This window comes from Streptomyces sp. NPDC028419 (assembly GCF_055565515.1).
In genome coordinates this window covers 45,326-68,022 of the sequence record NZ_JBVHUE010000041.1, presented here as the reverse complement: position 1 = coordinate 68,022, position 22,697 = coordinate 45,326, and the positions used below count along the sequence as shown (strand labels likewise).

Sequence of the window (22,697 nt, the reverse complement as noted above, 5' to 3'; positions counted from 1 at the left end):
GGGAAGGTCGGGTGGGGGTGGGTCCTCCAGCTGGTGCCGGGCACCCCGCCCGCGTCCTGACCGGCCCGCCCCCCCCCCCCCCCCCCCCCCACGCCCGCACCCCGACCCGCCCCGGCGACATCCCCACCGGCTCCGCCCGGGCGTCCGTACGGGCCCGCGCCCGCTCCCGGCCACGCGCACGCCCGCATCCCCCCGCCCGCACCCCTCACGCGATCACCACCGCACCCTCTCGGAGGTCATGCCGCCATGGACGCACCCACCCTGCTCGCCCCGCCCCGGCCCGCGGACTGGACGCCGGCCGGCTGGCGTCGGCACCCGGCCGCCCAGCAGCCCGAATGGCCCGACCACGCCCTGCTGCGCCGGGTGCGCACCCGGCTCGCGGGCACCGCGCCCCTCGTCCACCCCGGCGAGATCCTGGAACTGCGCCGGGGGCTCGCCCGGGCCGCCCGAGGGGAGGCCTTCGTGGCACAACTGGGCGACTGCGCCGAGACCTTCGAGGCGCCCACCTTCGCGGGCACCGCGGCCCGGGTGGAGCTGCTCCACACCACCGCCCGGACGCTGGAACGCGCGCTGCACCGGCCGGTGATCCCGATCGGGCGGATCGCGGGCCAGTACGCCAAGCCGCGCTCCTCGCCCACCGAACGCGTCGGTGACCTCGTACTGCCCTCCTTCCGCGGCCACTTGGTCAACGACCCCGCCCCCACGCCCGCCGCCCGCGTCCCCGACGCCACGCGGCTGCTGCGCGGCCACGCCCACGCCCGTGACGTGCTCGCCCTGCTGCGCGAACTCGCCGCGTCGGGGATGGTCCTGCGGGAGCCCGCGGCGGCCGGCGCCCCCGCCGTGTGGACCAGCCACGAGGCCCTGCTGCTCGACTACGAGGAGCCGCTGGTGCGCCGGGACCCGGTGACCGGCGGGTGGTTCCTCACCTCCACCCACCTGCCCTGGATCGGCGCGCGCACCGGTGAACCCGACGGCGCGCACGTCCGCTTCCTGGCGGGCGTGGCCAACCCGATCGGGGTGAAGGTCGGCCCGGGCACGGATCCCGAGCGCCTGGCCGAACTGTGCGCGCGGCTCGACCCGGACCGCCGGCCGGGCCGGCTGGTGCTCATCTCGCGGATGGGCGCGGACGCGGTGCGCTCGGTGCTGGCGCCCCTGGTGGAGCGGGTCGCCCGGCTCGGCCACCCCGTCGTCTGGGTGTGCGACCCGGTCCACGGGAACACGTACACCAGCGGTACGGGCCACAAGACCCGCCACGTGGACGTGGTGGGGGAGGAGATCCGCGGCTTCTTCGCCGCGGTGCGCGCCGCCCGCGGCTGGCCCGGCGGCATCCACCTGGAGGCCACCCCGGCCGACGTCACCGAATGCGTGGGCGGCGCGCCCGCGGTGGCGGAGCGGGACCTCCCCCTGCGGTACGAGACCGCCTGCGACCCCCGGCTCAACGGCCCGCAGACCGCCCGCCTGGTGGAACTCGTCGCGCAGCTCTGCGCCACGCCCTGACCCGACCGCTCGGGGACCCGCTCACCCGCGGGCCACGAGGCCGCCCGGCCCGGAAGGGTTCCGGTGAGGTCCGTCGCATTCCCGGACGGAACGTCCGCCGCCGTCGCCGCCTCCTGACGGGGCGACCGGCCCGCACGGGTCCGGTCGGCCGACCGAGCGACCCTGGGAGTTGTCATGCAGGACCGGACACCGCCGACACCGCCGATGCCCGAGCTGGAAGGCGTCCAGCACCACTACCTCGACGTGCGGGGGGTGCGGCTGCACGTCGCGGAGGCGGGCCGGGGCCGGCCCGTGGTGCTGCTGCACGGCTTCCCGCAGCACTGGTACGGCTGGCGGCGGCTGATCCCGCTGCTGGCCGACGACCACCGGCTGATCTGCGTGGACCTGCGCGGCTTCGGCTGGTCGCAGGCGCCCGCCGGGGGATACGACACCGACAGCCGGGTGGCCGACGTCCTCGCGCTGATGGACGGGCTCGGGCTGGACCGGGCCGCGCTCATCGGCCACGACTGGGGCGCCTGGACGGGCTTCCACCTCTGCCTACGGGCCCCGGAGCGGTTCAGCCACTTCCTCGCGCTGAACATGCTCCACCCCTGGCCGCTGCACCGCCGGCTGATGCCGCAGTCCTGGCGGTTCTGGTACACGGCGCTGCTGGAGCAACCGCTGCTGGGCCGCTGGGTCCTGCGCAACCGCCCCGCCTTCACCCGCTACTTGATGCGCAAGGGAGTCACCGACCCGGCCGTCTGGGAGCCCGACGTGATGGACGGCTTCGTCAGTTCGAGCCGGGAGCCCGACCGGGCGCGGGCCGGCGAGGCGCTGCACCGGGCCTTCGCGCTGCGGGACATCGCGAAGCTGCTCCTGGGCAGCTTCAAGAAGCACCGGTTGACCACGCCGACCGTGATCATGGCGGGGGCCCACGACTTCATGCTGCCGCCGAGCGTGCTGTCGGGCGGCGGCCGGCACGCCGACGACCTGCGGGTCGACGTGGTCCCCGACTGCGGGCACTACCTGCACGAGGAGCGCCCCGACCTGGTCGCCAAGACCGCCCGCACGCTCTTCTCCGAGGGCGACTGACCCCCTCGGGCACCGCTCGGCCATGCCCGTCCGCGTCCGGCCCGGTCCCCGCCCCCTCCCGGGGGCGCGGGCCGGGCCGGACGCGTCCCGCGCGGACGGCGCGGGGGCCCGTAGGCGATCCGTCGCGATCCGGGCGACCCCACAAGTGCCCTGTGCAGGGCGGATCTTAGGCCCGCCCGGCCGGAGCGAGGGGCTCCGGAAGAAAATTCGAATCTCGGTGGAGTGTGACGGCCCCTCCCCGTCTCTTATCTGGTGTCGGCCGCTTCGAGCCGCTTGTCGCGAGACCCCGAAACCCCAGCGCCCCACGACCGCCCCAGGGCGGAATCAGCGCTGCCCGAAAGCACCAGCCAGGCCGAGCAGAGGGATGAACATGCCCGACATATCCGCACTCAACCTCGACGTGATCCCCCAGCCCACCGCGTCCCTCGGGGTGCTGCCCACCGTCGCCGCGGAGAAGCACCCCGACACCCCCTTCCTGTCCGACACGGCCTGGCGCACCTACGACGGTCCGGTCCGCACCTTCGCCGAGTTCGCGCGGGCCATCGACGACTACGCCGACCGGCTGTGGGCCGCCGGCATCCGCAAGGGCGACGTGGTCGCCGTGGTCCAGCGCAACCACATCGAGGTCGAGGCCGTCATGTGCGCCCTCGGCAAGATCGGTGCCCTGCCCGCGCTGCTCTCCTCCGGCATGGAGGTCGGCGAGCTGCTCGAATGCTTCGCCCGGCTGGACAACCCGTACCTGCTCGTCGACTCCCTCGGGCTCTCCCTCTTCGGCGACGCCCGCCACGCCCTGCGGCTCCTGGTGCGCAACGTGCTGTGCCTGGAGCCGACCGAGGAGAAGTGGGTCGTCCCGGTCCAGGACCGGCTGGCGCACGTGGCGAACCCGCGCGACGAGGACGAGTGGTTCGTCATCACCCACTCCTCGGGCACCACCGGCGCCCCCAAGATGGCGGCCCACTCCACCCGTTCGCTCTTCGGCATGGTCGCCCCGATGATCATGATCTTCCGGGACCAGTACTCCACGGACGACCTGAACGCCAAGCACCTGTCCTTCGTCCACGCCCGCACCTGCGCCGGCACCCTCGCCTCGCTCGAAACCGCGATGCCCGCCCTGGCCATCGCCGACCCGGACCCGGCCAACGTCAAGCGCCTGATGCTCGAACACCGCCCGACCTCCCTGGAGACGCACCCCAACGTCTACATCCAGTGGGAGTCGCTGGCCGACGACCCGGACCGCCCCTTCCAGCACGTCGAGCGCTTCATCAGCACCTTCGACGCGATGCACCCCCGCACCGTAAGGGCCCTGCTGGGCGCCTCCGAGCACCCCGACGCCCACTACTTCCAGGCGTACGGCCAGACCGAGTCCGGCCCGATCTGCCTGCGCATCGTGACCCGCGAGGAGTCCGCGGACTACTCGCCGCGCAACGTCGGTCACGCCGGCGGCGGCATGGAGATCCGCATCGTCGACGAGCAGGGCCACCCGCAGCCCGCCAACACCCCCGGCATCATCGAGACCCGCTCGCCCGGCCGCATGCGCGGCTACGTCGGCGGCGACCCGATGCCGCCGCAGGACTCCTGGTGGCCGATGGGCGACATCGGGCGCCAACTCGACGACGGCTCCCTCGAACTCCTCGACCGCATCGTCGAACACGTCGACGGCGTCGGCAGCCTCCTGGAGAAGGAGGACCACCTCCTGGAAGCCCTGCCCGAGCTCGTCGAACTGGTCCTGGTGAAGGCCGAGGACACGGAGGACAGCGAGGTCTTCGCCGTCGCCTGCCCCCGCCCCGGCACCGTCCCCGACCCCGAGCGCTTCCGCGCCGTCGCCGCCGAGGCCGGGCTGCCCGACCTCCAGGTGCGCTTCTGGGAGTGGGAGGCGATGCCCGTCACCGGCTCGTACAAGGTCCGCCGCTCCGTGCTGCGCCGCAAGCTCGCCCGCCGCATCCAGCGCACCACCACCACACCCGCGAAGGAGTCCTGACCGCGATGGTCCAGCTCTGGAACCTGCTCTCCGCGTCCGTGCACGACGCGACGATGCTCCACACCCCCTCCCGCCAGGAGGAGCCCGTCAGCGGCCCCGCCCTGTTCAACCGCGCGGAGCGCACCGCGGGCGGCATCCTCGCCGCCTGCGACGGCCGCCGGCCGCTGCGCGCCGGACTGCTCATGGCCAACGGCGAGCCCTGGGTGCGCGGCCTGCTGGCCCTCTTCCGGCTCGACGCCGCCGCCGTGCCGCTCGCGCTGCCGGTCGCCTTCGGCGGGGCCGACGCCTACGCCGCGCACATCCAGCGGATCGCGGCCGACGCCTGCCTCGACGCCCTGCTCGTCGACGGGAGCCTCGGCAGCCGGATCGTCTCCCGCGTCGCGGCCGCCGTACCGCACCTGCCGGTCATCGACATCGCCGAACCGCCCCGGGACGCCGTGGACCTCCCGCCGGTGAGCGGCGGCGGCGACGCCGCGGCCGTCATCCAGTACACCTCGGGCAGCACCTCGGCGCCCAAGGGCGTCGTGATCACCCACGCCAACGTCGACGCCGGACTCGACGCCATCGGCGACGGCACCCGCTGGGGGCCCGAGGACGCGCTCGGCCAGTGGCTGCCGCTCTTCCACGACATGGGCCTGTTCACCATGCTCGCCTCGCTGCGCCACGGCACCAGGACCTCGCTGTGGCAGCCCGGCGACTTCGTGCGCCGCCCCATGCAGTGGCTCGGCGAGTTCGCCGCGTCCCGCTCCACGATCCTGCCCGCGCCCAACTTCTTCTACGACTACCTCGTCGCGGCCGCCGCCAAGGGCATCCCCGACGACCTGGACCTCTCCGCCTGGCGCTACGGCGGCAACGGCTCCGAACCGGTCAGGCTCAGCAGCCTCGACGCCTTCCAACGGACCTTCGCCCCCTACGGGCTGCGGCCGCAGGTCGTCCAGCCGAACTACGGCCTCGCCGAGGCCACCCTCATCGTCAGCAGCGGCGTCCCGCGCACGGACTACCGCAGCCTGCTGGTGGACCGCGCCAGCCTGTCCGTCGGCGACCGGGTCACCGAGAGCGCCGAGGCCGGACCGACCGTGCGCTCCGTCGTCTCCTGCGGTCCCGCCGTCGCCGGCATCGAGGTCCGCATCGGTGACGCCGAGGGCACCGCGCTGGCCGAGGGCACCGTGGGCGAGGTGCAGATCGGCGGAGCGCCCGTCACCGCCGGCTACCTCGGCCTGCCCGCCGCCGAACAGCCCTTCACCGCCGACGGGTTGCTGCGCACCGGCGACATCGGCTTCCTGCACGAGCGCGAGCTGTACGTCATCGGCCGGATGAAGGCGATGGCCGTCGTCCGGGGCCAGAACTACTACGCCGAGGACGTCGAAGAGATCGTCAAAGCCACCCCCGGGGTCGACCGCCGGCACTGCGCCGCCTTCGCCTGGGACATCGAGGGCGAGGAACGCATGGTCGTCATCTGGGAGACCCGGCTCGACGGGGAGAGCGCCGCCGCCGTCGGCGAGGCCATCCGCGCCCGCCTCCTGGAACACCTGGGTCTGGGCGCCGTGGAGACCCTCGCCGTCTCCCCGCAGACCCTGCCCTTCACCAGCTCCGGCAAGGTCAAGCGCTCCGGCGCGGCCGACCTCTACCGCCAGCAGACCGCCACTCTGACCACCGCACCGGAAGGACCCGCCCAGTGAGCGCCGAGAAGACCCTGGACACCGTCGTACGCGCCCTGGCCCACCAGGCCAACGTCCCCGCGACCACGATCGACACGGACAAGCCGCTCACGGCCGTGCCCGGCATCGAGTCCGTCAAGGCGCTGCGCGCGATCACCGACATCGAGGACGAGTACGACGTCGTCATCCCCGACGACTTCCTCTTCGAGACGGCGACCGTCGGCGAACTGGCCGCCTTCGTCGCCTCCTTGATCCCGGAGGGCAGCTCCGCATGACGACGACCGTGGAGAGCGCGGCGCCCGAAGCGCTGCTCGGCGCCCTCGGCCGCTTCACCACCGTGCCCCGGGACATCGGGCGCTACGACACCGACGCCCGGACCGCCGCGCAGGCCCTGCGCGCCGCCCCCGAGCAGGTGGCCCGACTGGCCGCCGAGGGACTGCCGCACGTCACGGACTCCGCGCGCGGCCCGCTGTTCGACTACGACGACCTGATGAACGTCGGCATGTTCTGCGGGACCGGACAGACCGTGCCGGAGCTGGGACTGCGCTTCCTCATGCGGTTCGCCGCCTCCTCCCGCGACAGCTGGTACGCGCCCCGGGAGTGGGAGATCGGCGTCCACCCCGCCCGTACCGCGGGCGGCGAGGACGCCGGCGCGCCGACCCCCGCCGGCCGGCTGCCCGAGGTGAGCGTACGGGTGCCCGACCTGTCGGCGCCCGGGGTGGAACTCCTCTCCGAGCACCCCTTCGAGGACCCCCTGCGCGTCGGCGGCTACACGGCCACCGTCCGCCTGACCGGCGCCGACCAGAGCGTGCGCGACCCGCGCATCCACGCGGCGTGGAACGAGGTCGTCGAGGGCCTCGCCTCCCGCCGGGTCACCTACCAGACGGTGCCGGAGGCGCTGCGCGCCGACCACCACCGGGCCTGGGAGATGGGCATCGCCGACTGCGTGGTCGCCTCCCGCCTGCTGGCCGACCGGCTGCGCGCGGCCGGCCTGGAAGCCACCGCCCGGCGCGGCTACCTCCTCGGCCTCTTCGGCAGCGACCACGCCTGGTGCGACGTCGTCGAGGACGGGGTGCACACGTCCCTCGACCCGGTCTTCGCCTTCGTCGCCACCGTCGGCGACGAGCGCGGGGTCGCCGAGTCCCCGGAGTTCGCCGCCGCCTGCTTCGGCAGCCGCTTCAACCGACTGCTGCCGTGCCGCACGGACAGCGCCGAACCCCTCGTCTACTTCGACGGCGAACCCGCCCCCTACTGGGCGATGGTCGGCGTCAGCGCCCGCCCCCGGAGGACCGCATGAGTCTGGCACGCACCCTCGTACGGCAGAGCCTGGACCACCCGGCCCTGCTCGACCGGATCGCCGACGGGGCCCCGCTCGCCGGCGCGGGGGTCAACTCCGGCGAACTCATCCGGCTCGCCCTGAACATCGAGGACCACCTCGGCCGGCCGCTGCAGGACGAGGAACTGCTGGAACTGACCTCCATCCACGCCGTCGCGCGCCTGGTGGGGAACGGGGCGGCCTGAGATGTGGCTCAACCACGTGGTGCGCCGCGGACTGGACCGCACCCCCGACGCCCTCGCCCTGCGCGACGCCGCCCGCGACGTCAGCTGGCGGCGCCTGCACCGCGACGTGGAGGCGCTGGCCGCACGGCTGCGCCGGGAGGTCCCGCGCGGCGGCCGCGTCCTGGTCCTCAGCGGCAACCGGGTCGAGGTCATCGAGACCTACCTGGCCTGCGCGTCCGCCGCGCTGGTCGCCGTACCCGTCAACCCGGCCCTCACCGACCGCGAGGTCGACGCGATCGTCGCCTCCGTGGAACCGGCCGCCGCGGTCGCCGACACCGAGGGCCTCGCCCGGCTCGCCGCCCTGTACCCCGCGCTGCCGCTGACGGACATCACAGGCGTCGCCGGCCTCCCGGACGCCGGGCCGCGGCCGACACCGCACGAGGGCGCCGGCCTCGCCGACCCGGTGATGATCCTGCACACCTCCGCCACGACCGGCACCGCCAAGGGCGTCGTCGTCGACCAACGCTCCCTCCAACTGAACGCGCTGTCCTGGCTGGCCGACGTGGGCCCGCGGCCCGGCAGCGTCTTCCTGGGCGCCGGCCCGCTCTTCCACGGCAGCGTGGTGATCGCCCTCGACCACCTCGCGGCGGGCGGTACGGTCTGCGTCCTGGACCGGTTCACCCCGCAGGGCTGCCTGGCCGCCCTGGAGCGCTGGCAGGTCGAACACGCCTTCCTCGTACCGTCCATGGTCCGCCTCACCCTCGACGCGCGGGCCCTGCCCACCACCGACCTCGGCGCGCTGCGGCTGCTCCTGCACGGTGCGGCCCCGATGCCCGCCGAGCTCGCCGCCGAGGCGCGCGAGCGGCTCGGCGTCGAGCTCCAGACCGTCTTCGGCATCACGGAGGGCGGCGGACCGGTCGTCTCGCTCGCCCCGCACACCGAGGTCGGCCCGCCCCCGCTCCCCGGCGCGGTCTGCGTCGGACGCCCCATGCTCGGCACCGCACTGCGGATCACCGACGCCGACGGCCGGGACGCCGCACCGGGCGACCTCGGCGAGGTCCAGGTGAGCGGAGCGGGCCTGATGCAGGGCTACTGGAAGCGCCCGGAGGCCACGGCCGAGGTACTGCGCGACGGTTGGCTGAACACCCACGACATGGGGTGCGTGGACGCGGACGGCCTGGTCTGGATCGTCGACCGCCGCAACGACCTGATCCTGCGCGGCGGCCAGAACGTCTACCCGGCCGAGATCGAACACGTCCTGCGGCAGTCGCCGAACGTCGCCGACGTGGTCGTCGTACCGGTGCACTCCCCGGTGTGGGGCCAGATCCCCGTCGCGTTCGTCCAGCCCCGGACCCCCGAGTCCTTCGACCCCGCCGAACTGCTGGGGCTGTGCGTCGAGGGACTGGCCGCCTACAAGCGGCCCAGCCACTTCCTGCCGCTGGAGACCGTCCCGCGCAACCCCGCCGGAAAGGCACTGCGGCCCCGGCTGCGGGAGCTGGCCCACCGGCTCGTCATCGAAAGCGAGAACACCCCGTGACCACCACCGACTACACGCGCCCGGAGATCCTCACCGCGCTCGCCGGCGAATGGGCCGTCCCGGTGCAGGGCGACGCCGTCATCCAATGGGACTACGACCGGCGCAACGACAAGATGGTCCGGCTCTACCAGCAGGGCAAGCAGCGCCAGTGGGACATGGACGAACGCCTCGACTGGGACCACGAGGTGGACCCCGACGACCCGCTCGGCCTCCCGGACGACTTCATCTCCATCTCGGGGTCCGCGCTGTGGGACCGCATGCCCGAGAGCGAGCGGAGAATCGTGCGCAAGCACAGCAGCGGCTGGCTGTACTCGCAGTTCCTGCACTCCGAGCAGGCCGCCCTGATCGCGGTGGGCAAGATCCTGCTCACGGTCAACGACCTGGACTCCAAGCTGTACGCGGCCACCCAGCTGATGGACGAGGCCCGGCACGTCGAGGGCTTCAACCGCTTCCTGCACACCAAGATCGGCCTGCGGTACGGGCTCTCCCCGTCCATCGCCGCGATGTTCGAGCACGCGATGCGCGAACCGCGCTGGGACTTCGGCGTGCTCGCGGCGCACATCCTGGTGGAGAACATGGGCCTGGCCACCTTCGGCGTGCACCGCGAGCGCCTCAAGGACCCGCTGGCCCGCGCGTTCAGCGCCTACGTCGCCCGCGACGAGGCCCGCCACGTCGCCTTCGGCCGGCTGCTGCTGCGCGAGTACTACCCGCAGCTCAGCGAGACGGAGCTGAAGGAGCGCGAGGACTTCGTCGTCGAAGGCTGCTGGGCGCTGCGCGACCGGTACGTCGACGACGACATCTGGAACACCCTCGGCTACGGCGAGGAGGCCATCAAGGCCTCGCGCCGCTCGCCCGCCAAGCGGGAGTTCCGCCGCCTGGTCTTCATGCGGATCGTGCCGGGCCTCAAGGAGATCGGCATGTTCGGCCCGCGGGTGCAGGAGGCGCTCCGGAAGATGGGCGTCCTCGGCTTCCACACCGTGGACGAGGCCGCGCTGCGCGAGCTGGACGACAAGGCGGCCGTGGACGAGCTGACGCGGCGCGAGATGGACTTCCGCCGCCGCGACATCGCCTCCGTCGTCGACCTCGGCTCCCTCACCGCGGACGGCGTACCCGTCGCGGACGGCGCACCCGCCGCCTCCTGACCGGGCTCCGCCCGGCCCCGCCCCGTCCCGCCCCGTGCGGGACCACGCCCCGTCCCGCCCCTGGACCAGCGGAGAGACCGACATGCTCGAAGTCACCCTGCCCCCCGCCCGGCCCGGTCGCCTGCGCGGCCTCGCCGCCCCCGACGCCGACACCAGCGGGCGGCGGACCCTGACCGGGCTGGCCGACGGGACCGTGCCCGACCCGCCCGCCGCGCACACCCTCGCCCTGCCGCCGGCCACCTCCTGGCTGCCCGGCCTGGTCACCTGCGAGACGGAGTTCGACACGCGGCTGACGCTGACCCCCGGGGTCGTCTTCGGCGGCTGGATCGCCTGCCTCGTCGACCACTTCGCGGGCCTGGTGATGCTGTCGGCGATCCCCGACGGGTCGGGCTTCCTGACCGCCGGCCTGTCCGTCGCCTACCACGCGCCGCTGCTGCCGGGTCCGGTGTCCGTGGAAGCCGTACTGACCAGCTGCTCGACCCGGCGCGCGGTCGCCGAGGTCCGTTTCCTCCAGGACGGGCGGCCCGCCTGTACCGGGACGGTCGAGCAGATCATCCACCGGGCCGGGAGCCACCGTGCGTGAGAGCGAACTGGACCAGGAACACCTCGACTTCCGGGACATGGTGCGCGAGTTCGTGGACCGGGACATCGCGCCCTTCCACGCCGACTGGGAGCGGGACGGGCTGGTCGACCGGAAGGTGTGGCGCGCCGCCGGCGAGCTCGGCCTCCTCGGCATCGACGTGCCCGAGGAGTACGGCGGCGGGGGCGTGCGCGACTTCCGCTACCAGGCGATCATCAGCGAGGAGATCATGCGGGTCGGCGCCACCGGCGTCGGCTTCGCCCTCCACAACGACGTCGTCGCCCCCTACCTGTTGGACCTCGCCACCGAGGAACAGAAGCGCCGCTGGCTGCCCGGTTTCTGCTCGGGCGAGCTGATCACGGCCATCGCCATGACCGAACCCGAGGCCGGCAGCGACCTGCGGGCCATCCGCACCAGCGCCCGCCGCGACGGCGACCACTACGTGCTGAGCGGCGCGAAGACCTTCATCACCAACGGCATCCACGCGGATCTGGTCATCGTGGTGGCCCGCACCGAGCCCGGCAGCGGCTCGCGGGGACTGAGCCTGCTGGTCGTCGAGCGCGGCATGCCCGGCTTCGAGCGCGGCCGCAAGCTGGAGAAGATCGGCATGGCCGCACAGGACACGGCCGAGCTGTTCTTCGACGAGGTGCGGGTGCCGGTCGCGAACCTGCTGGGACGGGCCGGACGCGCCTTCCTCCATCTGGCGAACAACCTTCCCCAGGAACGCCTCGGCATCGCCGCCTACGCCGTGGCCGCCGCCGAGACCGCCTTCGCGCAGACGCTCGCGCACTGCAAGTCCCGCAGCCAGTTCGGTCAGGCCATCGGTTCCTTCCAGCACGTCCGCTTCGAACTCGCGGAAATGGCGACCGAGTTGGACGTGGCGCGCACCTACGTGGACCGGGCCGTCGCCGAGCACAACGCGGGCCGGCTCGACGCCGTCGCCGCCGCGAAGGCCAAGTGGTGGGCCACCGACGTCCAGCGCCGCGTGCTGGACCGCTGCGTGCAACTGCACGGCGGCTACGGCTTCATGCGCGAGACCCCGGTGGCCAGGGCCTTCGTCGACAACAGGGTGCACGCGATCTACGGCGGCACCAACGAGGTCATGAAGGAACTCATCGGCCGCGACCTCGGCGTCTGAGGACCCCTCCGCCCCCCACACACACACAGAAGCACCAGCCCGCACCCCCAACCGCCCGCCGGAACGGAGAACGTACGTGAGTGACAGACAGCTGGAGGTCTGCGTCATAGGCGCCGGTCCCCGTGGGCTCTCGGTGGTGGAGCGGCTCTGCGCCGACGCGCGCGAGCGGGCCGCCGGGACCACCGTCACCGTGCACCTCGTGGACCCGGCCCGGCCGGGCGCGGGCAGCGTCTGGCGCACCCGGCAGTCCCACCACCTGCTGATGAACACGGTCGCCTCCCAGGTCACCCTGTTCACCGACCCGAGCGTCGAGATGGCCGGCGCCCCCGCCCCGGGGCCCAGCCTCTACGCCTGGGCCCGCGGCCTCGTCGACGCGACCGCCCACGACGCCGCCCACGACGCCACCGCCCACGACGGAACCGCCTACGACGACCAGGTGCTGGCCGAAGCCAGGGACCTCACCCCGGACTCGTACCCGACGCGCGCCTTCTACGGGCACTACCTGGAGTGGGTGTTCCGCCGCGTGGTGCGCACCGCACCCCCGCGGCTCACCGTCCACGTCCACCCCCTGCGCGCGGTCCGCCTGCACGACCAGGCGGACGGACGCCAGTGCGTCACCCTCGCCAACGGCACCCGCATCGCCGACCTCGACGCCGTGGTCATGGCCCAGGGCCACCTGCCCCTGCTCCCCGACGCCGACGAGCGGCGGCTCGCGGAGTTCGCCCGTACGCACGGCCTGCGCCACGTCCCGCCGGCCAACCCCGCCGACACCGAGCTGTCCGCCGTCGCCCCGGGCGAGGCCGTCGCCCTGCGCGGCCTCGGGCTCAACTTCTTCGACCACATGGCCCTGTTCACCCTCGGCCGCGGCGGCACCTTCGAGCGCCAGGACGGGACCCTGGTCTACCGCCCCTCGGGCCGTGAACCCCGCCTGTACGCCGCCTCCCGGCGCGGAGTTCCGTACCACTCGCGCGGGCGCAACCAGAAGGGCGCGCACGGGCGCCACCACTCCCGGCTGCTGACCCCGGACCGGCTGGCGCAGCTGCGCGCCGTCGCCGACGTCGAGGGCCTCGACTTCGTCCGCGACCTGTGGCCGCTGATCGCCAAGGAGGTCGAGACCGTCTTCCACACGGCGCTGTTGGCCCGCCGGGTGGACCCCGAGCACGCCCGCCGGTTCGAGGAGAGCACCCTGGCGACGCCCTGGGGATCCGCCGAGGAGAGCGAGGTGTTCGCCCGCTTCGGCATCGGTCCCGGGGAGCGCTGGGACTGGGAGCGGATCGCCCGCCCCTACGGGGACCTGCCCTTCCGCGGCGCCGACGACTTCCGGGCGCGGCTGCTGGAGGTCCTGCGCCGGGACCTCGCCGCCTCCGAGGAGGGGAACGTCGACGGCCCGCTGAAGGCGGCGCTGGACGTCCTGCGCGACCTGCGCAACGAGATCCGGCTGGTCGTGGACCACGGCGGGCTCACGGGCCGCTCCCACCGCGAGGACCTGGACGGCTGGTACACCCCGCTCAACGCCTTCCTGTCCATCGGTCCGCCGCCGCGCCGCATCGAGGAGATGATCGCCCTCGTCGAGGCCGGGGTGCTCACGGTCCTCGGACCGGGCATGCGGGTGGAAGCCGACGAGCGGGCCGGGGCGTTCGTCGTCGCCTCGGCCGAGGTCCCCGGCTCGCGCACCGAGGTCACCACCCTCATCGAGGCCCGGCTGCCCGAACCCGACCTGCGCCGCACCGCCGACCCGCTGCTGCGGCACCTGGCCGCCACCGGGGCCTGCCGCCCCCACGAGATCCGCGACCTCGACCACGGCTCCCACCGGACCGGTGGCGTGGCGGTCACCGCCCGCCCCTACCGGCTGGTCGACGCCGCGGGCCGGGCGCACCCGCGGCGCTTCGCCTACGGGGTGCCGACCGAGGCCGTGCACTGGGTCACGGCGGCGGGCATCCGGCCCGGCGTGAACTCCGTGACCCTCGGGGACTCCGACGCGATCGCGCTCGCCCTGCTCGACCTCGCCGTGCCGGCAGCGGTACCCGTGCCCGTATCCGTATCCGCCGGAGCCGTTCCGCGGGAGCGCCCGTGAGCGCGCCCCGGCCGGTGGCGGAACCGGTGGCGGACAGCGGCCTGCTGTCGCCCGTCCGGGCGGGCACCGCCGCCGAGGTCGCGACGGGCGACACCGCCGTCCTCCAGGCGATGCTCGACGCGGAGGCCGGGCTGGCCCGGGCCCAGGCCCGGTTCGGCGTGGTGCCCGCCCGCGCCGCCGGGGCCGTCACGGCCGCGGCGCGCGCGGAGCTCTACGACCTGCGCGAGGTCGCGGTGCGCGCCCGGGCGAGCGCCAACCCGGTGGTGGCGCTGGTGCGGATGCTCACCGAAGCGGTGGCCCGCCAGGACCCCGGGGCGGCGCAGTACGTGCACCAGGGATCCACCAGCCAGGACGTCCTCGACACCGCGCTGATGCTGGTCGCGGCCCGCACCACGGACCTGATCCTGGCGGACCTGGACCGTACGGCCGCCGCGCTGGCGGTCCTCGCCCGCGCGCACCGGGACACCCCGATGGCCGCGCGCACCCTGGGCCAGCACGCGGTGCCCACCACCTTCGGGCTCAAGGCGGCCGGCTGGCTCCAGGCCGTACTGGACGCCGAGGAACGGCTGCGGCGGGTCCGGGAGGAGGGCCTGCCCGTCCAACTGGGCGGCGCGGCGGGGACCATGGCCGGCTACCTGGAATACGCGCGCCTCGGCAGCGAGGGCGACGGCGAGGGCGGGGGCTTCCCCGCGGCGCCGGAGCCGCAGGACTACGCGCCGCGGCTGACCGCGGCCGTCGCCGCCGAACTCGGCCTCGCCGAACCGCTGGTGCCCTGGCACACGGTGCGCACCCCGCTCGCCGACCTGGCCGCCGCACTGTCCCTGACCGCCAGCGGGCTCGGCACGCTCGCGGCCGACGTCCAGCTGCTCTCGCGCACGGAGACCGCCGAGGTCACCGAGGCGGCCGGCGAGGGACGCGGCGCCTCCTCCGCCATGCCGCACAAGCGCAACCCGGCCCTGGCCGCGCTGATCCGGTCCGCCGCCTACCAACTGCCCGGGCTGGTGGCCACCCTCGCCCAGGCCGCCGTCACCGACGACGAACGGCCCGCCGGAGCCTGGCACGCCGAGTGGGAGACGCTGCGCACGGCCCTGCGGCTGACCGGCGGCGCCGCCGCCACCGCCGCCGAACTGGCCGCGGGACTGGTCGTCCACCCCGCGCGGATGCGGGCGAACCTGGAACTCACCGGCGGCCTGGTGGTCTCCGAGAGGCTCGCCGCCCTGCTCTCGCCGGAGCTGGGGCGCGCCGGGGCGCGGAGCCTGGTCTCGGCGGCCTCGGCGCGCGCCGCCGAGAGCGGCCGCCACCTGGCCGACGTACTCGCCGCGGCGCCGGAGCTCGCCGGCCGCCACGGCGCCCCCGCGCTGCGCGCGCTGTGCGAACCCGCGCACTACACCGGGGCGGCGGCGGCCCTCGTGGACCGGGTCCTGGCCCGCCACGCGCGCACCCGACGCCCGCGCTGACCGCCCCCCGACCACGCAGAAGGACGACGACACGATGACGGCAAGCACGGCAAGCACGGAGACCCCCACCACCCTGCGCTGGACCACCCCCGCCGGAGTGCGGGTCACGCGGCTCTCCGAACCCCTGGACCCGGCCGGGGCCGAGGCGGAACTGGCCCGCCTGGAGGAAGCCCTCGATACGCGGCGCGGCCTGCTCATGTCGGGCCGCTCCGAGCAGCCCGGCCGCTACCGGCCCTACGACCTGGGCCACGTCGACCCGCCGGTGGAGCTGACCGCCGTCGGTGACCGGCTCCACGTACGGGCCCTCAACGCCCGCGGGCGGGTCCTGCTGCCCGCCCTGGCCGACGCCCTGCGCCCGCACGGCGCGCTCCACGACGCGGCGGACGGGACGTACAGCGCGGACGGCGGCTTCGCGGTCGCCGTCGGCGCGGAGTCCGGTCCCGTCGGCCGGGAGGAGGACCGGACCCGCCGCCGCTGCGTCCTCACCGTCCTGCGGGCCGCCGTCGCCGCCCTCGCCAGCCCGCAGGACCGGGTGTGGGGCCTGTACGGGGCCTTCGGCTACGACCTGGTCCTCGGCTTCGACCCCGTACCGCTCCACCAGGAGCGGGACCCGCGGGACCGCACGGTCGTCCTGCACCTGCCGGACACCATCGTGGAGATCGACCGCACGCGCGGCGCCGCGACCCGGCACACCTACGAGTTCGCGTACGCGGGTCGCTCCACCGTCGGTCTCGACCGCGCCACGCCCGCCGCCCCCTACGGTCCCCCGGCCGAGCCCGCCGCCTACCGCGACCACGCGCCCGGTGAGTACGCGCAGCTGGTCCGCGAGGCCCAACAGCGCTTCCGCGACGGGGAGATGTTCGAGGCCGTGCCCGGCCAGAGCTTCCACCGGCCCAGTGCCGACGCCCCCTCCGAGGTGTTCCGCCGGCTCCGCGCCCGCAACCCCGCCCCCTACGGCCTGCTGATGAACCTCGCCGCGGGGGAGCACCTGGTCGGGGCCTCGCCCGAGATGTTCGTCCGGGTCGACCCGGACGCCCGTACGGTGGAGTCCTGCCCGATCAGCGGCACCATCGCGCGCGGCGCCGGCCCCCTGGAGGACGCCGAGCGGATCCGCACCCTGCTCGACTCCCGCAAGGAGGAGTCCGAGCTCACCATGTGCACCGACGTGGACCGCAACGACAAGGCCCGCGTGTGCGAGCCGGGCAGCGTGGAGGTGCTCGCCCGCCGCCAGATCGAGCTCTACTCCACCCTCATCCACACCGTCGACCACGTGCGCGGACGGCTGCGCGGCGACCGGGACGCGCTCGACGCGTTCCTCACCCACATGTGGGCCGTCACCGTCACCGGGGCGCCCAAGCGCGCCGCCGTCGCCTTCATCGAGGAGCACGAGCGCAGCCCGCGCCGCTGGTACGGGGGCGCCGTCGGCCGCATCGGTTTCGACGGCGGCCTGGACACGGCCCTGACCCTGCGCACCATCCAGATCCGCGACGGGGTGGCCACCGTACGGGCGGGCGCCACCCTGCTCTTCGACTCCGACCCGGAGGCGGAGGAGAGCGAGACGATCCTGAAGGCCTTCGCCCTCATCGACGCGGTGGAGAACCCCGCGCCCCGCACACCGACCGGTGCCGGATCCGGGACGAGCGCCGTGCCCGTGCCCGTCCCCGGTGCGGTGGGCGGTGGGCGGCCCCCGCGCGTGCTGCTCGTCGACCACCAGGACTCCTTCGTGCACACCCTGGCCGACTACGTCCGCCAGACCGGCGCCGAGGTCATCACCTACCGGGCGGGCTTCCCGCCGGCGCTGCTCGACGCGCTCGCCCCCGACCTGCTGGTGCTCTCGCCCGGCCCCGGCCGCCCCGCCGACTTCGCGATGTCCGCCCTGATCGAGGAGGCCCTGGCCCGGCAGCTGCCCGTCTTCGGGGTCTGCCTCGGCCTCCAGGGCCTGGTGGAGCACTTCGGCGGCACCCTCGGCGTGCTGCCGCGACCGGTCCACGGCAAGCCCTCGCCCGTGGAGGTGCTCGACGGCGGCGGCACGCTGTTCAAGAACCTGCCCGCCAGCTTCCCCGCGGGCCGCTACCACTCCCTGTACGCCGAGGCGGGCACGCTGCCCGAGGTCTTCGACGTGACCGCCCGCACCGCCGAGGGGATCGTGATGGGCATCGAGCACCGCGAACTGCCCCTCGCGGCCGTCCAGTTCCACCCAGAATCGATCATGACCACGGACGGCCGGGCCGGTCACACCCTGATCGCGAACGCCGTCGCCGGGCTCACCCGCGCCGCCGCGCCCCGCATCCCCGCCGGGAGCCTGCGATGAGCACCCCCGACCCCGCCGCCGCGCCCTCCTCCGGTCCTGGCGCGGGCCCTGCCGCCGGCCCCGCGCGCCGCCCCGCGCGGGACATCCCGCGCTCCCCGCTCACCCGCAACGCCCGGCTGGCCTCCCTCCCCCTCGGCTTCGCCGGCCGCAGCGCCCTGCGCATGGGCAAGCGGCTGCTCGGCCAGCCGGTCGAGCGGCTCACCGGCGAACTCCAGCGCCGCACCGGCGAGCAGCTCTTCCGCGTCCTGGGCGAACTCAAGGGCGGGGCGATGAAGTTCGGCCAGATGCTCTCCGTGTTCGAGGCGGCCCTGCCCCCGGAGGTCATCGGCCCCTACCGGGCCGCCCTCACGGTCCTCCAGGAAGCCGCGCCCGCCCTGCCCGCCCCGCGGATCCACGCCGTGCTCGCCGCCGAACTGGGCGCCGACTGGCGCGAGCGCTTCACCTCCTTCGACGACGAACCGGCCGCCGCCGCCTCCATCGGCCAGGTGCACCGCGCGGTGTGGAAGGACGGCCGCCCGGTCGCGGTGAAGGTCCAGTACCCGGGCGCGGGGGAGGCCCTGCTGGGGGACTACCGCCAGCTGGGCCGCCTGATGAAGCTGTTCTCCCTCGTCGCGCCCGGCCTCGACGTCGAGCCGATGCTCGACGAACTGCGCGAACGGGTCACCGAGGAGCTGGACTACCGCCTGGAGGCGGCCGCCCAGCGGGCCTTCGCCGAGGCCTTCCGCGACGACGCGGAGGTCCTCGTCCCCGAGGTGATCGACTTCAGCGAGCGGGTCCTGGTCACGGCGTGGATGGACGGCACCCCGCTGTCGGCCGTCATCAGCGACGGAACGCAGCAGGAGCGCGACGCGGCCGGGCTGCGGTACGCCCGCTTCCTCTTCTCCGGCCCCGAACGCGCCGGGTACCTGCACGCCGACCCCCACCCGGGGAACTTCCGGATGCTCGCGGACGGTCGCCTCGGCGTCATCGACTTCGGGGCGGTCAAACACCTGCCGGACGGCTTCCCGGCCGCCCTCGGCACCCTGAACCGGCTCGCGCAGCTCGGCGACTGGGGCGCCGCCCACGCACTCCTCGTCGAGGAGGGGTTCATGCGCCCGGGATCCGAGCCCGACGACACCGCGCTCGCCTCGTTCCTGCTGCCCCTCGCGACCCCGACCCGGGAGGACACCTACCGCTTCACCCGCCAGTGGCTGCGCGAAGAGGTCGTCCAGGCCGTGGACCGCGGCCCGGGCAGCCTCCTGCGCCGCTTCAACCTGCCGCCGTCGTACGTCCTGGTGAACCGCGTCGTCGGCGCGGCGACGGCCGTCCTGTGCCAGCTGGAGTGCGAACTGCCCTTCCGCGCCGAAGCCCTGCGCTGGCTCCCCGGCTTCGCCCCTCCCCAGGAGACGCCCGCCCCCGCGTGACGTCACTGCCAGAAGAGCTGCTCGACGACGATCTGCGGATCTGCCGTCCGGTGGACGAAGGTGTAGCGCAACCACCCGTGTCCCCGGTCGAAGTAGAGGACGTGCGCTCCGCGGGGGTCGGTGGAGCGCACGGGCTCGATGCTGACCTCGGCCGTATCGAGGTGGTCGTCGCGGTAGGGATGACGAGAGGTTTTCAGCCCGGTCACCGCGTCGACGATCAGCTCCCGGACCCGTTCGGGGAGCGCATCGCGGTACTCGGCGGCCAGCTTCGTCCAGTCCGTTGCCCAGGGCGGTCCGGTGAAGTCCGCGCTCACTCGCCGGGTCCGAGAGAAGCCACAGCGTGGTGGATCCGGGAGGCCTCTTCGAGGAGGTCTCTGGCCTTGTCCGGGTCGGCGCACTCGGCCGCCCGCTGTTCGAGGTCCCGGACATGGTGGTCGAGTTCGGGGTCCCGGGCCAGGGCGTACGCCCCCCACCAGCGGGCCAGGAACGCGGGCGCCGCGCCGATGTCGTAGGTGTCCGCGATCCTGACCCGCCAGTTGGCTTCGAAGTCGGCCAGCAGCTCGGGGGCGTGCGCGGCGATCGCGGCGCGGAGCGCGGGGATGCTGCGCTCGGGCATCGGCGGGACGCCTCGCGAGGCCCCGGGGGCGGTGGTCATGGTCGCTTCCTCTTCCGTCGGCGCCGTCCACGATAGTGCGCGGGCCATCGGCGGGACGCCAGAACCGGCGCGCCCGGGTGGGCCCCGGGCCCCTGGGGGTCCGGGCTACCGCGACGCCCGTACGGAGAACTCGTTGCCGTCGGGGTCGGCCAGGAGGACGGGGTCGGCCTCGTCGCCGGTCGTGGTGGGGCCGATCCGGGTCGCGCCGAGGGAGAGGAGTCGGGCTACCTCGCCCGGCAGGTCTTCGCCCGCCGGTACGGCCAGCTCGAAGCGGACCCGGATCCGACCCGCCTCCGGCGCCACCGGGGGGCCGCCCCAGGTGATCTTCGGGCCGCCGTGCGGCGAGCGGATCGCGGTCTCCTCGTCCTGGTCCCAGACCAGCGGCCACCCCAGCGCCTTGCTCCAGAAGTACCCGACCTCCTGCGAGCCGTCGCAGGCCAGCGCCCCGAGGAAGCCGCAGTCGGCGAGGAAGTCGTTGCCCGGCGCCAGCACGCAGAACTCGTTGCCCTCGGGGTCGGCGAGCACCACGTGCCCCTCCTCCGGGAGCTGGCCGACGTCGATGTGCCGGCCGCCGTGGCCCAGCGCCGCGTCCACCGTCCGCTGCTGCTCCTCGGCGGAAGCGCTCGTCAGGTCGAAGTGCATCCGGTTCTGCTCGATCTTCGGCTCCTGGCTCGCCACGAAGTGGAGCCGGAAGCCGGTGTCGTCCGAGGGCACCAGCGCGACGCCGTCCCCCGCGTCCTCGCCCACCTCCCACCCCAGGACCCCGGACCAGAACCGGGCCACGCGCGGCGGGTGGCCCGCATCGAAACTCACCGCGAACAAGAGAGATGTCATTCTGCGGAGCCTAGGCGCCGTCCCGCCCTCCCCGCCAAGGATTATCGGGACGTAATGTCCCTAATGGCGATGTCCCTAATGGCGCGTTCGCCTTTCGATCGTGCGCTGGACGTGGGCGATGCCGGCGCGCGCCGCTTCGAGTCGGACGCCCTGGGCGCGGGCGAGCGCGAGGTAGTCGTCGAGCAGCCGCCCGTCCGCGGCCAGCCGGTCGGCGTGCCGCTGCGGCAGCGCGTGTACCCGGTAGGCCTCCAACTCGGCGACGATCACGGCGAACGGCAGGTCCGGGGAGTGCTGTTGGGCGATCCTGAGCCTGCTGACCACGTCGACCAGCTCGCGCAGCTCGGGCGTGACGCCCTCCACGGCCGTCGTGAGCGACAGCCGGTTCACCACGAGGAGCGCACCGCTCGACGCGTCGTAGTCGGGCTGGTGCCACCGCACGGCCCGGTCGCGGCGGCGGTTGTCGATGACGAGCCAGGTGCTCACGACCAGGGCGACGAGGGCGATCAACGCCCCCCAGGTCCAGGAGGACGGGTTGTCAGGGGGTACGGGCAGCATGGTGGCGTCCTTCGTGGTCACGGCCCTACGAGGGTGGCGCGGCGGCCGCGCATCATCGGCGGGTACAGCAGGTCCGCCGTGCCCCGGCGGAACAGGACGGGCGGCTTCCCCAGCCCCGACCGGCGCACCTTGTTGGTCTTGACGACGAAACCCGCGGTCTCCTCCACCACCTTGCGGTGGAAGTTCCCCGGGTTCAGCTCGTAGCCCCACACGGCCTCGTAGACCTTGCGCAGATCGGTGATGGTGAAGAGGTCGTCGCAGAAGGCGGTCGCGACGGTGGTGTGCTCCAGCCGGGTCCGGGCGCGTTCGAGTCCGTACCGGAGGATCTCGCCGTGGTCGAAGGCGAGGCTGCTGTGGGGGCCCCACAAGGATTCCTCGACCTCGACCCAGTCGGCCTCGCTGGCGTCGCTCGCACCGGTCACCTCCGGCGGGTCCGGCGTGACCGCGAGGAAGGCGGTCGAGATGACCCGACCCCGGGGGTCGCGGTCCGGGCGCGAGTACGTGTGCAGCTGCTCCAGCCGGATCCCGGAGCTGCTCAGCCCCGTCTCCTCCTGGAGCTCGCGCCTGGCCGTGTCCTCCAGGGACTCTCCCGCCCGGACGAACCCGCCGGGCAGGGCCAGCATCCCGCGGTACGGCTTGGTGCCGCGGCGCACGAGCAGCGCCCGTAACTGTTCCGAGCGGATCGTGAAGATCACGAGGTCGGCCGTCGGCTGCGCCGAGACCCGCGGCCGCCGCACCGGAGCGGGCCCGGGGCCGCCCCCGCCGATGATCTCCACCAATCGGCGCGCGTCGACGACCGTCCCCTCCGGGACGGCGATCGGCAGGTCCTTCGGCGGCTCGGCGTAGTAGACGGCCATGCCGCGCTCGTGGACGCGCCCCAACTCGTACGCGGTGGTGCGACCGACGTATCCGCCGGGGTTCACGACGTACACCAGGTCCGCGGTGAAGATCTTCGCCAGGGTCGCGGCCTGGAGGTCGTGGTCCGAGGCCCGTGGCGGGTCGGACTCGAACCGCACGAACTCGGGTCCCTGGCTGACGATCCGGCAGATCGGCGGGCTCGTCACGGTCAGCCCGGAGTCCGTGAAGATCCGGGCGGCCGCGCGGACTTCGGGGTAGTGCTGCCGGAAGCTTCCGATGAGGGCGACGGAGGCCGTGGTCGAGATGCGCATGCGGGGACTGTGCCAGGGGAGCGTCGCCGAGGGGAACTCCCGAAAGCGCCCTCCTGACAAGAACTCCCCTGTCCGCGCTGGTGGGAGCGGGTTGTTCGACAACGTGTCAGAACGAAAAGAAGGAGCCCGGGCGACGCC

The 22,697-nt window shown here is 74.1% G+C and carries 20 protein-coding genes; 15 read left to right on the top strand and 5 right to left on the bottom strand.

Annotated elements, in window-relative coordinates; genetic code table 11:
* Window positions 1-246 precede the first annotated feature (246 nt).
* From ACZ4UB_RS34390 to ACZ4UB_RS34320, 15 genes are all read left to right on the top strand, one after another.
* Window positions 247-1,497 carry a 3-deoxy-7-phosphoheptulonate synthase gene (locus ACZ4UB_RS34390; protein WP_468076423.1) on the top strand — a complete coding sequence of 417 codons (1,251 nt, stop codon included), beginning with the start codon at window positions 247-249 and terminating at the stop codon, window positions 1,495-1,497.
* A 174-nt stretch (window positions 1,498-1,671) separates the two neighbouring features.
* The gene (locus ACZ4UB_RS34385; RefSeq protein ID WP_468076421.1) at window positions 1,672-2,568 is read left to right on the top strand and encodes an alpha/beta fold hydrolase; all 897 of its coding nucleotides are present in this window, start codon (window positions 1,672-1,674) and stop codon (window positions 2,566-2,568) included.
* A 370-nt stretch (window positions 2,569-2,938) separates the two neighbouring features.
* Window positions 2,939-4,546, top strand: coding sequence for a class I adenylate-forming enzyme family protein (locus tag ACZ4UB_RS34380; RefSeq protein WP_468076419.1), 1,608 nt, complete (start codon window positions 2,939-2,941; stop codon window positions 4,544-4,546).
* 5 nt (window positions 4,547-4,551) lie between these two features.
* A complete protein-coding gene (locus tag ACZ4UB_RS34375) occupies window positions 4,552-6,225 on the top strand; it encodes an AMP-binding protein (RefSeq protein WP_468076417.1) in 1,674 nt (557 codons plus the stop codon).
* Complete coding sequence (locus ACZ4UB_RS34370) at window positions 6,222-6,479, top strand: acyl carrier protein (protein ID WP_467964075.1); 258 nt, start codon at window positions 6,222-6,224, stop codon at window positions 6,477-6,479. The genes ACZ4UB_RS34375 and ACZ4UB_RS34370 overlap by 4 nt, the downstream gene beginning before the upstream one ends.
* A complete protein-coding gene (locus ACZ4UB_RS34365; RefSeq protein WP_468076415.1) occupies window positions 6,476-7,501 on the top strand; it encodes a hypothetical protein in 1,026 nt (341 codons plus the stop codon). The genes ACZ4UB_RS34370 and ACZ4UB_RS34365 overlap by 4 nt, the downstream gene beginning before the upstream one ends.
* Window positions 7,498-7,725: an acyl carrier protein gene (locus tag ACZ4UB_RS34360; protein WP_468076413.1), complete on the top strand. Its 228-nt coding sequence runs from the start codon at window positions 7,498-7,500 to the stop codon at window positions 7,723-7,725. Before ACZ4UB_RS34365 ends, ACZ4UB_RS34360 begins: the two co-directional genes overlap by 4 nt.
* A 1-nt stretch (window position 7,726) precedes the next feature.
* The gene (locus tag ACZ4UB_RS34355; RefSeq protein WP_468076411.1) at window positions 7,727-9,241 is read left to right on the top strand and encodes a class I adenylate-forming enzyme family protein; all 1,515 of its coding nucleotides are present in this window, start codon (window positions 7,727-7,729) and stop codon (window positions 9,239-9,241) included.
* Window positions 9,238-10,383 (top strand): ferritin-like domain-containing protein, encoded by a 1,146-nt coding sequence (locus ACZ4UB_RS34350; RefSeq protein WP_468076409.1) that lies wholly within the window; start codon window positions 9,238-9,240, stop codon window positions 10,381-10,383. The genes ACZ4UB_RS34355 and ACZ4UB_RS34350 overlap by 4 nt, the downstream gene beginning before the upstream one ends.
* Before the next feature lie 82 nt (window positions 10,384-10,465).
* Window positions 10,466-10,966, top strand: a complete 501-nt coding sequence (locus ACZ4UB_RS34345; protein WP_468076407.1) for a PaaI family thioesterase — start codon at window positions 10,466-10,468, stop codon at window positions 10,964-10,966.
* Window positions 10,959-12,101: an acyl-CoA dehydrogenase family protein gene (locus ACZ4UB_RS34340; protein ID WP_468076405.1), complete on the top strand. Its 1,143-nt coding sequence runs from the start codon at window positions 10,959-10,961 to the stop codon at window positions 12,099-12,101. Before ACZ4UB_RS34345 ends, ACZ4UB_RS34340 begins: the two co-directional genes overlap by 8 nt.
* A gap of 76 nt (window positions 12,102-12,177) precedes the next feature.
* Window positions 12,178-14,175, top strand: a complete 1,998-nt coding sequence (locus tag ACZ4UB_RS34335; RefSeq protein WP_468076403.1) for an FAD/NAD(P)-binding protein — start codon at window positions 12,178-12,180, stop codon at window positions 14,173-14,175.
* Window positions 14,172-15,632, top strand: coding sequence for a nitrosuccinate lyase (locus ACZ4UB_RS34330; RefSeq protein WP_468076401.1), 1,461 nt, complete (start codon window positions 14,172-14,174; stop codon window positions 15,630-15,632). Before ACZ4UB_RS34335 ends, ACZ4UB_RS34330 begins: the two co-directional genes overlap by 4 nt.
* Before the next feature lie 34 nt (window positions 15,633-15,666).
* Window positions 15,667-17,943, top strand: a complete 2,277-nt coding sequence (locus ACZ4UB_RS34325) for an anthranilate synthase component I (protein ID WP_468076399.1) — start codon at window positions 15,667-15,669, stop codon at window positions 17,941-17,943.
* Complete coding sequence (locus tag ACZ4UB_RS34320) at window positions 17,940-19,346, top strand: ABC1 kinase family protein (protein WP_468076398.1); 1,407 nt, start codon at window positions 17,940-17,942, stop codon at window positions 19,344-19,346. Before ACZ4UB_RS34325 ends, ACZ4UB_RS34320 begins: the two co-directional genes overlap by 4 nt.
* Before the next feature lie 2 nt (window positions 19,347-19,348).
* Here the strand turns inward: ACZ4UB_RS34320 and ACZ4UB_RS34315 are convergent, their stop codons facing one another.
* The 5 genes from ACZ4UB_RS34315 to ACZ4UB_RS34295 form a co-directional block, all read right to left on the bottom strand.
* The gene (locus ACZ4UB_RS34315) at window positions 19,349-19,660 is read right to left on the bottom strand and encodes a hypothetical protein (RefSeq protein ID WP_468076397.1); all 312 of its coding nucleotides are present in this window, start codon (window positions 19,658-19,660) and stop codon (window positions 19,349-19,351) included.
* Window positions 19,657-20,001, bottom strand: a complete 345-nt coding sequence (locus ACZ4UB_RS34310) for a hypothetical protein (protein WP_468076395.1) — start codon at window positions 19,999-20,001, stop codon at window positions 19,657-19,659. The genes ACZ4UB_RS34315 and ACZ4UB_RS34310 overlap by 4 nt, the downstream gene beginning before the upstream one ends.
* A 105-nt stretch (window positions 20,002-20,106) precedes the next feature.
* Window positions 20,107-20,835 (bottom strand): VOC family protein, encoded by a 729-nt coding sequence (locus ACZ4UB_RS34305; RefSeq protein ID WP_468076393.1) that lies wholly within the window; start codon window positions 20,833-20,835, stop codon window positions 20,107-20,109.
* Window positions 20,836-20,910: 75 nt separating this feature from the next.
* On the bottom strand, window positions 20,911-21,411 hold the full coding sequence (locus ACZ4UB_RS34300) for a hypothetical protein (RefSeq protein ID WP_468076391.1): 501 nt from the start codon (window positions 21,409-21,411) through the stop codon (window positions 20,911-20,913).
* Entirely contained in the window at window positions 21,408-22,559 is a 1,152-nt protein-coding gene (locus ACZ4UB_RS34295; protein ID WP_468076389.1) for an NUDIX hydrolase, read from the bottom strand. Before ACZ4UB_RS34295 ends, ACZ4UB_RS34300 begins: the two co-directional genes overlap by 4 nt.
* Window positions 22,560-22,697 lie beyond the last annotated feature (138 nt).

What these genes read in the sequence shown, in the direction of transcription:
- ACZ4UB_RS34310 (WP_468076395.1), bottom strand. Translation starts at nt 20,001, where the DNA reads ATGACCACCGCCCCCGGGGCCTCGCGAGGCGTCCCGCCGATGCCCGAG.
- ACZ4UB_RS34380 (WP_468076419.1), top strand. Translation starts at nt 2,939, where the DNA reads ATGCCCGACATATCCGCACTCAACCTCGACGTGATCCCCCAGCCCACC.
- ACZ4UB_RS34390 (WP_468076423.1), top strand. Translation starts at nt 247, where the DNA reads ATGGACGCACCCACCCTGCTCGCCCCGCCCCGGCCCGCGGACTGGACG.
- ACZ4UB_RS34355 (WP_468076411.1), top strand. Translation starts at nt 7,727, where the DNA reads ATGTGGCTCAACCACGTGGTGCGCCGCGGACTGGACCGCACCCCCGAC.
- ACZ4UB_RS34320 (WP_468076398.1), top strand. Translation starts at nt 17,940, where the DNA reads ATGAGCACCCCCGACCCCGCCGCCGCGCCCTCCTCCGGTCCTGGCGCG.
- ACZ4UB_RS34375 (WP_468076417.1), top strand. Translation starts at nt 4,552, where the DNA reads ATGGTCCAGCTCTGGAACCTGCTCTCCGCGTCCGTGCACGACGCGACG.
- ACZ4UB_RS34365 (WP_468076415.1), top strand. Translation starts at nt 6,476, where the DNA reads ATGACGACGACCGTGGAGAGCGCGGCGCCCGAAGCGCTGCTCGGCGCC.
- ACZ4UB_RS34295 (WP_468076389.1), bottom strand. Translation starts at nt 22,559, where the DNA reads ATGCGCATCTCGACCACGGCCTCCGTCGCCCTCATCGGAAGCTTCCGG.
- ACZ4UB_RS34345 (WP_468076407.1), top strand. Translation starts at nt 10,466, where the DNA reads ATGCTCGAAGTCACCCTGCCCCCCGCCCGGCCCGGTCGCCTGCGCGGC.
- ACZ4UB_RS34325 (WP_468076399.1), top strand. Translation starts at nt 15,667, where the DNA reads ATGACGGCAAGCACGGCAAGCACGGAGACCCCCACCACCCTGCGCTGG.
- ACZ4UB_RS34360 (WP_468076413.1), top strand. Translation starts at nt 7,498, where the DNA reads ATGAGTCTGGCACGCACCCTCGTACGGCAGAGCCTGGACCACCCGGCC.
- ACZ4UB_RS34385 (WP_468076421.1), top strand. Translation starts at nt 1,672, where the DNA reads ATGCAGGACCGGACACCGCCGACACCGCCGATGCCCGAGCTGGAAGGC.
- ACZ4UB_RS34305 (WP_468076393.1), bottom strand. Translation starts at nt 20,835, where the DNA reads ATGACATCTCTCTTGTTCGCGGTGAGTTTCGATGCGGGCCACCCGCCG.